Genomic DNA, 12,699 nt, shown 5'->3' with positions numbered 1-12,699 from the left:
GAAGCCGTGAACGAGGTCGTACAGTCCCCCGCCATCCAGCCGCTGCCGAAAACCACGCCGGCGGCTGGCAAGCAGAACCTGCTCGACCTCGATCGCGCGGGCCTGGAGACGTTCTTCGTCGAGACGCTCGGCGAACAGAAGTTCCGCGCCCACCAGGTGATGAAGTGGATCCACCACCGCTACGTCACCGATTTCGACCAGATGACCGACCTCGGCAAGTCGCTGCGCGCCAAGCTGCAGCAGCATGCCGAGGTCGTCGTCCCCAATGTCGTGTTCGACAAGCCGTCCGCCGACGGCACCCACAAGTGGCTGCTGGCGATGGGCGTGGATGGCAGGAATGCCATCGAGACCGTGTACATCCCGGACAAGACCCGCGGCACGCTGTGCGTGTCCTCGCAGGTCGGCTGCGGCCTGAACTGCACCTTCTGTTCGACCGCCACCCAGGGCTTCAACCGCAACCTGACCACCGCCGAGATCATCGGCCAGGTGTGGGTCGCCGCGCGCCACCTGGGCAACGTGCCGCACCAGATGCGCCGCCTCACCAACGTGGTGATGATGGGCATGGGCGAGCCGCTGATGAATTTCGACAATGTCGTGCGTGCCATGAGCATCATGCGCGACGACCTGGGCTACGGCCTGGCCAACAAGCGCGTGACCCTGTCCACGTCCGGGCTGGTGCCGCAGATCGACCGCCTGTCGGTCGAAAGCGACGTGTCGCTGGCGGTGTCGTTGCATGCGCCCAACGACGCGCTGCGCGAAACCCTGGTGCCGCTCAACAAAAAGTACCCCATCGCCGAATTGATGGCGTCCTGCGCGCGCTACCTGCGCGGCAACAAGAAGCGCGATTCGGTGACCTTCGAATACACCCTGATGAAGGGCATCAACGACCAGCCCGAGCACGCCCGCCAGCTGGCGCGGCTGATGCGCCAGTTCGACAACGCGGTGCAGGCCAAGGACTCGGGCAAGGTCAACCTGATTCCGTTCAACCCGTTCCCGGGCACCCGCTACGAGCGTTCGGACGAGGAGCAGATCCGCGCCTTCCAGAAGATCCTGCTCGACGCGCAGGTACTGACGATGGTGCGGCGCACCCGCGGCGACGACATCGATGCCGCCTGCGGCCAGCTCAAGGGCCAGGTGATGGATCGCACCCGTCGCCAGGCCGAGTTCAACCGGCTGCTGCAGGCCCAGGACGCGCCCCCGGCGCAGCGGGACGCGCTTGGTTGAGCGCCTGCTCGCGTCGGTGCTGGTCCTGCTGCTGCTTGCCGGCTGCGGGCATGGCACCAAGGCGACCAGGGTCCGCTGGGGCCAGGAGATGGCGCAGCCCGTAGAGGTGCATGACGACCGCCAGGTGCGCGCGCGCCTGCGCTACCAGGAACTGCTGCGGCTGGTTGGGGACCGGCTGGGCCGGGGCGACCTGGATGGCGCCTTCAAACACGCCCGCTCGGCGCAGAGGCTGGCGCCGGACGATCCGGCGGCCTACACCCTGCAGGCGGTGATCGAAGGGCGGCGGGGCAACATGGAGGAGGCCGGCCGGCTGTACCGGCGCGCCGCCGAGCTTGCGCCACGCCAGGGCGACGTGCTCAACAACTATGGCGCCTGGCTGTGCGCCAACGGCCATCCGGCCGAGGCGCTGGTCTGGTTCGACCGCGCCGTGGCCGATCCCGGCTACCAGGAACGTGCCGACGCGCTGGCAAACGCGGGCGGCTGCGCGCTGGAAGCGGGACAGGGTGAGCGCGCCGGGCAGGACCTGCGCCAGGCGCTGGAACTTGACCCGGACAACGCATATGCGCTGGAGGCGATGGCGCGCAACGAGTTCCGGCTGGGGCGCTATTTCGAGGCGCGCGCGTTCTACCAGCGGCGCCTGGCGGCTGCGCCGGCCACGGTTTCCGTGTTACAACTTGCCATTCAGATTGAAGAACGGCTGGGCGACAGCAGTGCCGTCAGCCGATACCAGCAGCGGTTGCGTGAGGAATTTCCTGCCGGCGCAACCCCGAATTCCCAGGGCTGATGCATTGTGAGCAATGATCCGGGTATGAACGCTTTTGAGGGGGCGGTGGGCTGCGGGGAGCAGCTTCGCCAGGCGCGCCAGGCGGCTGGCCTGTCGCTGGAGGAAGTGGCGGGGCGGCTGCACATGCCGGTGCAGGTGGTTGCCGCGCTGGAGCAGGAGCATTGGGAGCGCCTGGGCGCGCCGGTGTTCGTGCGTGGCCAGCTGCGCAGCTATGCGCGGCTGCTGGGCGTCAACCTGGACGGGCTGCTGCAGCAGGCGCGGATCGCGCCGGTCGAGCCGCCCAAGCTGGTCAGCCATACGCATACCCCGCGCGTGCGCCGGGTTGTCGAGAGTCTCGGTCGCCGGGCGGTGTACGTGGTGATCACCGCGGTGCTGGCGGTGCCGGTCTGGTACGCCTTCCAGAGCAAGTTCGGCGATGCGCCGCCCAGTACCGCGTCGCTGGACGTGGTACCGGACCCGGCGTCGGTGGCCGCTGCCGGTAGCGCCGGCAGCGACGAAGCGGCGGCACGCCCGCAGCAGGAGCGGGCGCCCTACATCGCATCGATGGCGCCCCTCGCGCGGCAGGCGGCGGAGCCGCAGGCGCTGGCGTCGGCGGGCATGAGCCTGGAGTTCCGCGGCGACAGCTGGGTCGAGGTCTCCGCGCCGGATGGTTCCATCGTCGAGAAGGCGCTGATCCGCGCCGGCGAGAAGCGCAGTTACAGTCCCGGTCAGGTCGGCCGCATGAAAGTAGGCAACGCTTCGGAAGTGGACTTCCGCCAGAGCGGTGGCAATGTCGACCTGGCGCCGTTTACAAGCGGTAATAATGTGGCCCGCTTTACGGTATCCTCTGACGGCTCCGTGGCGCCGGTTTCGCACTGAAACAAGCGCAGATCAAAACATCAAGGCTCCCCCGGCAGGAGTGGAGCGAGAGTTACGCATGGCGATTGACGACCTGCTCGACGAGCATGAACAAGGCGAACGTGTCCGCACCTGGCTGCGCCAGAACGGCGCTGGGATCATTGGCGGGGTGGTGCTTGCGCTGGCCTTGATCATGGGCTGGAAGTGGTGGCAGAACGACCAGGTGGGCAAGCTGGCGCAGGCCAACAGCCGCTATGACGCGGTCAGCCGCAGCCTGCAGTCCAAGAACCTGGACGAGGCCGCCAAGGAAGTGGCGGCGCTGGAAGGCAGCAAGGCCGGCATCTATGCCGACCTCGCCGCGCTGGAGCTGGCCAAGGCGCAGGTCGAGGCGGGCAAGAACGACGATGCGATCAAGACCCTGCGCGGGTTGAAGGTCGAAGGCGAGTTCAAGCTGCTGATCGACCAGCGCATTGCCCGCCTGCTGATCGAAACCGGCAAGGCGGCCGAAGCACAGGCCCTGCTTGGCAAGGCCGATGACAGCGCCAGCCTGGAGATCCGCGGTGACGCGCTGGTGGCGCAGGACAAGCGCGAGCAGGCGCGCGAGCTGTACGCGCAGTCGCTGGCCAAGCTCGACGTCGCCGCGCCGCAGCGTCGCCTGCTCGAAATCAAGCTGATGGACGCCGGCGGTACCGTCGCCGACCCTGCGGCGGAGAAGAACTGATGAAACTCAAGCATGTGGCGGGCATCGCGCTGGTCGCGGTGGCGCTGAGCGGTTGCTCGACGGTCAAGGGCTGGTTCGCGGGCAAGGATGCCGAGGCCAAGAAGGCGCTGGAGCCGGCCGAACTGGTCAAGTTCGAGCCCACGCTCAAGGTCAACCGCATCTGGTCGGCCAACGTCGGCAAGGGTGAAGGCCGCATCGGCGTGCGCCAGGCACCGGCCGTGGCCGATGGCCGTGTCTATGCCGCGGCGGTCGAAGGCGGCGTGCATGCGCTCGACCTGCAGACCGGCAAGCAGGTGTGGGAATACACGCCCGCCAAGGAAAAGAAGAAGGCCAAGCTGCGCCTGTCCGGTGGCCCGGGCGTGGGCGAGGGGCTGGTGGTCATCGGCACGCTGGACGGCCAGGTGATCGCGCTGGACGCGGCCGACGGCAGCGAAAAGTGGCGCGCGCGCGTCCCCGGCGAGATCATCGCCGCCCCGGCGGTCGCGCAGGGGCTGGTGTTCGTGCGCAGCAACGACGGCCGCACCACCGCGCTGGATGCCGGCAGCGGCGAACGGCGCTGGTTCAATGCGCAGGAGCTGCCCTCGCTGACCGTGCGCGGCAACGCGCCGGTAGTGGCGGGCCCGGGCGTGCTGTTCATCGGCAACGACGATGGCACCCTGGCGGCGCTGGCCATGCAGGACGGTCGCCCGCTGTGGGAGCAGACCATCGGCACCCCGGAAGGGCGTACCGAACTGGAGCGCATGGCCGACGTCGATGGCGCCCCGGTGCTGGAAGGCAACAACCTGTACGTGACCAGCTTCAAGAACCAGACCCTGGCGATCGAAGGCCCGAGCGGGCGTCCGCTGTGGTCGCGCGACCATGGCGGCGGTGGCGGCCTGGCCGTCTCCTCCGGCCACGTGGTGGTCACCGACGGCAAGGGTACGGTCTACGGCCTGGACAAGACCTCGGGCGCGGCGATGTGGTCGCAGCAGGCGCTGGCGCGGCGCTCGGTGACCGGCCCGGCGATCCAGGGCGATTACGTCGTGGTCGCCGATTACAAGGGATACCTGCACTGGCTGCAGATGGGCGATGGCGCCCTGGCGGCCCGTGAAAAGAGCGGGGGCGACCCCGTGGTCGCGCAACCCATCGTCGCCGAAGGCGTGCTGCTGGTGCAGAACGTGGACGGCAAGCTGACCGCCTGGCGGTTGGCGAACTAAGGAGTCCAAGCGATGCTGCCTTTGGTCGCCCTGGTTGGACGGCCGAATGTCGGCAAGTCGACCATCTTCAATGCCCTGACGCGCACGCGTGACGCCTTGGTCCACGACCAGCCCGGCGTCACCCGCGACCGCAACTACGGCGTGTGCCGGCTCGACGAAGACAACCCGTTCCTGATCGTCGACACCGGCGGCATCGCCGAGGAAGAGGAGGGCCTGGCCGGCGCCACCGCGCGGCAGGCGCGCGCCGCCGCCGCCGAGGCGGACCTGATCCTGTTCGTGGTCGATGCCCGCGATGGCACCTCGGCGCTGGATGACGAGATCCTGGCGTGGCTGCGCAAGCTGTCGCGGCCCACGCTGCTGCTGATCAACAAGATCGACGGCACCGACGAGCAGGACGTGCGCTCGGAATTCGCCCGCTATGGCTTCGGCGAGATGCTCACGGTCTCGGCCGCGCACCGCCAGGGCCTGGACGACCTGCTCGAGGAGATCGTCGGGCGCCTGCCCGAAGAGGGCACGACCGAGACCCTGGACGACGACCCGGCACGGGTCCGCATCGCCTTCGTCGGCCGTCCCAATGTCGGCAAATCGACGTTGGTGAACCGCCTGCTGGGCGAGGAGCGCATGATCGCCTCCGACGTGCCCGGCACCACCCGCGATTCGATTTCCGTGGATCTCGAGCGCGACGGCCGCCTGTACCGGCTGATCGATACCGCCGGCCTGCGCCGCAAATCGCGCGTGGACGAAGTGGTCGAGAAGTTCTCGGTGGTCAAGACCCTGCGCTCGATCGAGGAGTGCCAGGTCGCGGTGCTGATGCTCGATGCCAGCGAAGGCGTCACCGACCAGGACGCCAGCGTGCTGGGCGCGGTGCTCGATGCCGGGCGCGCGCTGGTGATCGCGATCAACAAGTGGGACGGGCTGACCGACTACCAGCGCGAACAGGCCGAAACCCTGCTCTCGCTCAAGCTCGGCTTCGTGCCCTGGGCCGAGGTGGTGCGGATCTCCGCCAAGCACGGTTCGGGCCTGCGCGAGCTGTTCCGCGCGGTGCACCGCGCGCACGCCTCGGCCACCCACGAATTCAGCACCAGCGAAGTGAACAAGGCGCTGGAAATCGCCTACGAGAGCAACCCGCCGCCGAGCATCCGCGGCCATGTCTCCAAGCTGCGCTACGTGCACCCGGGCGGCACCAACCCGCCGACCTTCATCGTGCACGGCACGCGCCTGAAGGAGCTGCCGGACTCGTACAAACGCTACCTGGAGAACTTCTTCCGCAAGCGTTTCAAGCTGGTGGGCACGCCGGTGACGTTCCTGTTCCGCGAGGGCGCCAACCCTTACGAGGGCAAGAAGAACGTGCTGACCGAGCGCCAGGTCAAGGCCAAGCGGCGGCTGATGAAGCACGTCAAAGGCAGGAAGTGATCACGCAGGGGCGGCCGCAGGACCGCCCTTTTCGTTTGTGCCCTGCCGATGGCGGGATGAATCCCGGCGCGCGCCGGAGCCATGGCCGATAATCCCGCCATGAGCATCCGCGAGCTGACCCCGCAACAGGCCCGTGCCCGGCAGCTGGCCGGCGCGGTGATGATCGACGTGCGCGAAGCGCACGAACGCGCCGGCGGCATGGCCGAAGGCGCGCGCGGGGTTGCCGCTGGCGACCTGCTGGCCGCGCCCGCCAGCGCCCTGCCGTCGCCGCAACAGGAGATCATCCTGATCTGCCAGAGTGGCAGGCGTTCGCTGGATGCGGCGGTGGCCTTGCAGACGGCCGGCTACACGCACCTGGCGTCGGTTGCCGGCGGAACGCTCGCGTGGCGGGCGGCGGGCCTGCCGCTGGTGCAGCCGCTGCTCGACGCGGGCGAACGCGACTTCTACGACCGCTATTCGCGGCACCTGCTGCTGCCGCAGGTGGGCGAGGCCGGGCAGCGGCGCCTGCAGCGCGCCCGCGTGCTGGTGGTCGGTGCCGGTGGGCTGGGCGCGCCGGCCGCGTTCTACGTGGCCGCGGCCGGGGTGGGGCGGCTGCGCATCGTCGACGACGACGTGGTCGAGCGCAGCAACCTGCAGCGCCAGATCATCCACGCCGATGCCGCCATCGGCAGCCCCAAGGTGGAGTCGGCGCGCGCGCGGCTGCTGGCGCTGAATCCTTACATCGAGGTGGAGGCGATCGCGCAGCGGGTGACGTCGGCCAATGTCGACGCGTTGATGGAGGGCGTGGACGTGGTGCTGGACGGTTCGGACAACTTCCCGCTGCGCTACCTGCTCAACGACGCCTGCATCAAGCACGCGCGGCCGCTGGTGTACGCCGCGATCGAGCGGTTCGACGGCCAGGTCGGGGTGTTCGATGCCGGCCGCCGGCGCGGGCAGGCGCCGTGCTACCGCTGCCTGTTTCCGGAGCCGCCGCCGCCCGAATTCGCGCCCAACTGCGCCCAGGCCGGGGTGCTCGGCGTGCTGCCGGGGCTGGCCGGGGTGATCCAGGCCACCGAAGTGCTCAAGCTGCTGCTGGAGATCGGCCAGCCCCTGGCCGGGCGCCTGCTGCGTTTCGATGCGCTGGGCATGCGCTTCCGCGAGACCCGCGTGCATCCGGATCCCGATTGCCCGGTCTGCGCGCCGGGCCGCGCGTTTCCCGGCTATATCGACTACGCCGCGTTCTGCGCCCATCGCGGCTGATCGCGGCTGCCGGGCGCGCGGCGGGATGTCGCGCCGCGCCGAATCGGGGACAATAGCCGGCCCGTTCCCGCCTCCACGCCCATGACCCTGCCTGCCGACGCCTCCACGGCCACTGCCCGCATCCTCGATGGCCGCCGCATCGCCGAAGAACTGCTCGACGACCTGAAGCTGCGCGTGGACGCGCGGATCGCGGCCGGGCGCTCGCGGCCGGGGCTGGCGGTGGTGCTGGTCGGCGGCGACCCGGCTTCGGCGGTGTACGTGCGCAACAAGCGTCGTGCCGCGCAGAAGGTCGGCATCGAGGCATTCGACCATGACCTGCCCGAGGGCACGACCGAGGCGCAGCTGCTGGAGCTGATCGACCGGCTCAACGCCGACCCCAAGATCCACGGCATCCTGATCCAGCTGCCGCTGCCGGGCATCGCCGACGCCAACCGGCTGATCCAGCGCATCGACCCGCGCAAGGACGTGGACGGCTTCCATCCGCAGAACGTGGGGCACCTGGCGCTGCGCGAGTTCGGCCTGCGCCCGTGCACGCCGCGCGGCATCATCACCCTGCTGGCGCATACCGACCAGCCGGTGCGCGGACGCAACGCCACCATCGTCGGGGTCAGCAACCACGTCGGCCGGCCGATGGGGCTGGAACTGCTGATTGCCGGCTGCACCGTCACCAGCTGCCACAAGTTCACCCCGCGCGAGGAGCTGGAGCGGGCGGTGCGCAACGCCGACATCCTGGTGGTGGCGGTGGGCATCCCGCAACTGGTGCCGGGCGAGTGGGTCAAGCCCGGGGCGGTGGTGATCGACGTCGGCATCAACCGCATGGACGATGGCCGCCTGGTCGGCGACGTCGGGTTCGAAGCGGCGTCGCGCCGCGCCAGCTGGATCACCCCGGTGCCGGGCGGCGTCGGCCCGATGACGGTGGCCACGCTCATGCAGAACACCATCGAGGCGGCCGACGCGGCCGGCTGAACGGCCACCGGCGGCGGCCACCGCCCTGCCGGTTCTTACCGGTGCCTGCCGCGCGGGCGCAGGCCGGCCGTGGCCGCGGCCCTGAACCATCGGTGCCGGCGCGACACTGCGTCGCACCGGCCCCCTGCCATCGGCGCCCGAACAAGGGTAAAATGACGCGCTTCCCCACATCTCGGGTATGCCGATGCTGCGCATCCAGGCTGAAGCACTGACCTACGACGACGTCTCGCTCGTCCCCGCCCACTCCACGATCCTGCCCAAGGATGTCGACCTCGGCACGCGCCTGACCCGCGACCTTCGGCTGCGGCTGCCGATCGTCTCGGCGGCCATGGATACGGTCACCGAGGCGCGCCTGGCCATCGCCATGGCCCAGCTCGGCGGCATCGGCATCATCCACAAGAACCTGCCGCTGGAGCAGCAGGCGGCCGAAGTGGCCAAGGTCAAGAAATTCGAATCCGGGGTGATCCGCGACCCGATCACGGTCGGCCCGGAGACCAGCATCCGCGAAGTGCTGGCGCTGACCCGCGCGCACAACATCTCCGGCGTGCCGGTGGTGGGCAGCGACGGCCTGCTGGCCGGCATCGTCACCCACCGCGACATGCGCTTCGAGACCGAACTGGACGATCCGGTCCGCCACATCATGACCAAGAAGGACCGGCTGGTCACGGTGAAGGAGGGCGCGGCCTCGGACGAGGTGCTGTCGCTGCTGCACAAGAACCGCATCGAGAAGGTGCTGGTGGTCAATGACGCGTTCGAACTGCGCGGCCTGATCACGGTCAAGGACATCCAGAAGAAGACCGACAACCCCAACGCGGCCAAGGACGCGGCCACGCGCCTGCTGGTCGGTGCCGCGGTCGGCGTCGGTGGCGATACCGACCGCCGGGTCGAGGCGCTGGTCGCCGCCGGGGTGGACGTGCTGGTGGTGGATACCGCCCACGGCCACTCGCAGGGCGTGCTGGACCGCGTGCGCTGGGTCAAGAAGCACTTCCCGCAGGTACAGGTCGTCGGCGGCAACATCTGCACCGGCGAGGCGGCGCTGGCGCTGCTGGACTGCGGTGCGGACGCGGTCAAGGTCGGCATCGGCCCGGGCTCGATCTGCACCACGCGCGTGGTCGCCGGCGTCGGCGTGCCGCAGGTCACCGCGATCGATCTGGTCGCCGAAGCACTGCAGGACCGCATCCCGCTGATCGCCGACGGCGGCATCCGCTATTCCGGCGACATCGGCAAGGCGCTGGCCGCCGGCGCGTCGACGGTGATGATCGGCGGCCTGCTGGCCGGCACCGAGGAATCGCCGGGCGAGACCGAGCTGTTCCAGGGCCGCTCCTACAAGAGCTACCGCGGCATGGGTTCGCTGGCGGCGATGGAAAAAGGCTCCAAGGACCGTTATTTCCAGGATGCGGCCACCGCCGACAAGCTGGTGCCGGAAGGCATCGAGGGCCGCGTGCCGTACCGCGGCCCGGTCGGCGGCATCATCCACCAGCTGGTCGGCGGCCTGCGCGCGACCATGGGCTACGTGGGCTGCGGCACCATCGAGGAGATGCGCAGCAAGCCGAAGTTCGTGAAGATCAGCGGCGCCGGCCAGCGCGAGAGCCACGTCCACGACGTGCAGATCACCAAGGAACCGCCGAACTACCGCGCCTGACGCGGAACGAGCGAAGAGGAACGAGGACCGCTGTCCCGTTCCTCTTTCTCTATACGCCGCCGGCATCCGCATCGCCCCCGTTTTCCGACTCATCGTTCCAGGCCCCATGACCAACATCCACAACGACAAGATCCTCATCCTCGATTTCGGCGCGCAGTACACCCAGCTGATCGCGCGTCGCATCCGCGAGTTCGGCGTGTATTGCGAAATCTGGGCCTGGGACCACGATCCGGCCGAGATCGCCGCGTTCGGCGCCAAGGGCATCATCCTGTCCGGTGGCCCGGAATCGACCACGCAGGACGGCGCGCCAGCCGCGCCGCGGGAAGTGTTCGACAGCGGCCTGCCGCTGCTGGGCATCTGCTACGGCCTGCAGACCATGGCCAAGCAGCTGGGCGGTGGCACCGAGGCCGCCGACCAGCGCGAGTTCGGCCATGCCGAAGTGAAGCTGCTGGGCCACGACGGCCTGCTCGGCGGGCTGTCCGACCATAACGGCGAACCGCGCCTGGACGTGTGGATGAGCCATGGCGACCACGTCACCCACGTGCCGCCGGGCTTCGTCATCACCGCGGTGACCGACCGCATCCCGGTGGCGGCGATGGCCAACGAGGAAAAGCGCTGGTACGGCGTGCAGTTCCACCCGGAAGTGACCCACACCAGGCAGGGTTCGGCGCTGCTCAAGCGTTTCGTCACCGACATCTGCGGCTGCGCCACGCTGTGGACCGCGGCCAACATCATCGACGACCAGATCGCCCGCGTGCGCGAGCAGGTCGGCAGCGACGAGGTGATCCTCGGCCTGTCCGGCGGCGTCGATTCGTCGGTGGTCGCCGCGCTGCTGCACAAGGCCATCGGCGCGCAGCTGACCTGCGTGTTCGTCGACACCGGCCTGCTGCGCTTCCAGGAAGGCGACCAGGTCATGCGCATGATGGCCGAGAACATGGGCGTGAAGGTGGTGCGGGTGAACGCCGCCGACCGCTATTTCAAGGCGCTCGAAGGGGTCAGCGACCCGGAAGCCAAGCGCAAGATCATCGGCAACCTGTTCGTCGAGATCTTCGACGAGGAGTCGGCCAAGCTGAAGAACGCCAAGTGGCTGGCGCAGGGCACGATCTACCCCGACGTGATCGAGTCGGCCGGCAGCAAGACCGGCAAGGCGCACGTGATCAAGAGCCACCACAACGTGGGCGGCCTGCCGGAAGACATGAAGCTCAAGCTGGTCGAGCCGCTGCGCGAGCTGTTCAAGGACGAAGTGCGCCGCCTCGGCGTCGAGCTCGGCCTGCCGCGCGCCATGGTCTACCGCCACCCGTTCCCGGGCCCGGGCCTGGGCGTGCGCATCCTCGGCGAGGTGAAGCGCGAATATGCCGAGCTGCTGGCCAGGGCCGATGCGATCTTCATCGAGGAACTGCGTGCGGCCGACCTGTACGACAGGACCTCGCAGGCGTTCGCGGTGTTCCTGCCGGTGAAGTCGGTCGGCGTGGTCGGCGATGCACGCGCCTACGAATGGGTGATTGCGCTGCGCGCGGTGGAAACCATCGACTTCATGACCGCGCACTGGGCGCACCTGCCGTACGACTTCCTCGGCCGCGTGTCCAACCGCATCATCAACGAACTGCGCGGCGTCTCGCGCGTGGTCTACGACATCTCCGGCAAGCCACCGGCGACGATCGAGTGGGAGTGATCCGCGGTTGAGGGCCTGTCCCGGGTAGTGCGCGGGACGGGTGAGCCGGGGCCAACGGCAGGCCCTGGCCTCCGCCCTGTATGGCAGTGCGTACCAACCTGGTGCGCAGGGCCGCCTCCGGGGCGGCCGCTCAGGGCGCCAGCTTGCGCCGTTGGCGCGCCAGCACCGCTTCGCGGTGGGCGATGTAGGCGTTGGCGGCGAGGATGATCGCCGCGCCGAGCAGGGTCCAGTGGTCGAGGGTTTCGCCGAACAGCAGCCAGCCCAGCAGCACCACCAGCGGCAGCTGGGTGAAGCTGATCGGGGTCAGTGCCGAGACTTCGCCCAGCCGCAGCGCGCGCGTCCACAGCAACTGCCCGATGGTGCCGAGGATGCCGGTGGCGAGCAGCCACAGCCAGGCGATGCCGGTCGGCCAGGTCCACACGAACAGCGCCGGCAGCAGCGACAGCGGCACCCAGAACACATAGGTGTAGAACACCACCGTATCCGGGCCGTCGATGCGGGTGAGCTGCTTGATCTGGATCGATACCAGCGCGCTGAGCATGGCCGCCGACACCGCGACCAGGCTGCCGGCCTGGAAGCCATGCGCGCCGGGCCGCACGATCACCAGCACGCCGATGAAGCCGGCGATCACCGCCGCCCAGCGGCGCACGCGCACGGTTTCACCCAGCCACAGTACCGCGGCGATGGTCACGAACAACGGCGTCGAATAGGACAGCGAGACCGCCTGCGACAGCGGCAGGTGGCCCAGTGCCCAGAAGCCGCACAGCATCGACGCCAGGCCGATCGCGCTGCGCAGCAGGTAGCGCGGCAGTTGCCGGGTGCGCAGCGGCGCGTGGCCAGGGCGCAGCAGCACCGGCAGCAGCGCGAGCAGGCCGAAGGCGTTGCGGAAGAACGCCACTTCCTGGGTGGGCACGTGGGCCGTCGCCAGGCGGATGGCGATGGCCATCAGGCCGAAGGCCATGGCGCTGCCGAACATCAGCAGCGCCGCGCGCAGCGGGGCAGGGC

General features: G+C 69.2%; 11 protein-coding genes. 10 read left to right on the top strand and 1 reads right to left on the bottom strand.

Translation table 11 applies throughout. The features are described from left to right. Positions 1 to 6: 6 nt before the first annotated feature. The 10 genes from rlmN (at position 7) to guaA (ending at position 11,694) form a co-directional block, all read left to right on the top strand. A complete protein-coding gene (gene rlmN, locus AC06E6_RS05615; RefSeq protein ID WP_104938968.1) occupies positions 7 to 1,224 on the top strand; it encodes a dual-specificity RNA methyltransferase RlmN in 1,218 nt (405 codons plus the stop codon). Beyond that, positions 1,217 to 2,008 carry a type IV pilus biogenesis/stability protein PilW gene (gene pilW, locus AC06E6_RS05610; RefSeq protein ID WP_237723439.1) on the top strand — a complete coding sequence of 264 codons (792 nt, stop codon included), beginning with the start codon at positions 1,217 to 1,219 and terminating at the stop codon, positions 2,006 to 2,008. Before rlmN ends, pilW begins: the two co-directional genes overlap by 8 nt. 6 nt (positions 2,009 to 2,014) lie before the next feature. Continuing rightward, positions 2,015 to 2,866, top strand: a complete 852-nt coding sequence (locus AC06E6_RS05605) for a RodZ domain-containing protein (protein ID WP_478060560.1) — start codon at positions 2,015 to 2,017, stop codon at positions 2,864 to 2,866. 58 nt (positions 2,867 to 2,924) lie between these two features. Next, entirely contained in the window at positions 2,925 to 3,566 is a 642-nt protein-coding gene (locus AC06E6_RS05600; RefSeq protein WP_104938967.1) for a YfgM family protein, read from the top strand. After that, a complete protein-coding gene (gene bamB, locus AC06E6_RS05595) occupies positions 3,566 to 4,762 on the top strand; it encodes an outer membrane protein assembly factor BamB (protein ID WP_240212014.1) in 1,197 nt (398 codons plus the stop codon). Before AC06E6_RS05600 ends, bamB begins: the two co-directional genes overlap by 1 nt. A 12-nt stretch (positions 4,763 to 4,774) precedes the next feature. Continuing rightward, positions 4,775 to 6,175 carry a ribosome biogenesis GTPase Der gene (gene der / locus AC06E6_RS05590; protein WP_161613707.1) on the top strand — a complete coding sequence of 467 codons (1,401 nt, stop codon included), beginning with the start codon at positions 4,775 to 4,777 and terminating at the stop codon, positions 6,173 to 6,175. Between the two features lie 99 nt (positions 6,176 to 6,274). Continuing rightward, positions 6,275 to 7,414 (top strand): molybdopterin-synthase adenylyltransferase MoeB, encoded by a 1,140-nt coding sequence (moeB, locus tag AC06E6_RS05585; RefSeq protein WP_478060717.1) that lies wholly within the window; start codon positions 6,275 to 6,277, stop codon positions 7,412 to 7,414. Positions 7,415 to 7,495: 81 nt separating this feature from the next. After that, positions 7,496 to 8,380, top strand: coding sequence for a bifunctional methylenetetrahydrofolate dehydrogenase/methenyltetrahydrofolate cyclohydrolase FolD (gene folD, locus AC06E6_RS05580; protein WP_240212016.1), 885 nt, complete (start codon positions 7,496 to 7,498; stop codon positions 8,378 to 8,380). 184 nt (positions 8,381 to 8,564) lie between these two features. Next, positions 8,565 to 10,022 (top strand): IMP dehydrogenase, encoded by a 1,458-nt coding sequence (guaB, locus tag AC06E6_RS05575; RefSeq protein WP_104940209.1) that lies wholly within the window; start codon positions 8,565 to 8,567, stop codon positions 10,020 to 10,022. A gap of 106 nt (positions 10,023 to 10,128) precedes the next feature. Further along, complete coding sequence (guaA, locus tag AC06E6_RS05570; protein ID WP_240212017.1) at positions 10,129 to 11,694, top strand: glutamine-hydrolyzing GMP synthase; 1,566 nt, start codon at positions 10,129 to 10,131, stop codon at positions 11,692 to 11,694. Positions 11,695 to 11,824: 130 nt separating this feature from the next. Here guaA and AC06E6_RS05565 read toward each other — a convergent pair whose 3' ends face one another. Next, complete coding sequence (locus AC06E6_RS05565; protein ID WP_275692492.1) at positions 11,825 to 12,688, bottom strand: DMT family transporter; 864 nt, start codon at positions 12,686 to 12,688, stop codon at positions 11,825 to 11,827. Positions 12,689 to 12,699: the final 11 nt, after the last annotated feature.

This window comes from Stenotrophomonas sp. Steno-Z10-HUANG (assembly GCF_056393075.1).
The sequence above is the reverse complement of the archived record's forward strand: the minus strand, read 5'-3'. Positions and strand labels throughout refer to the sequence as shown.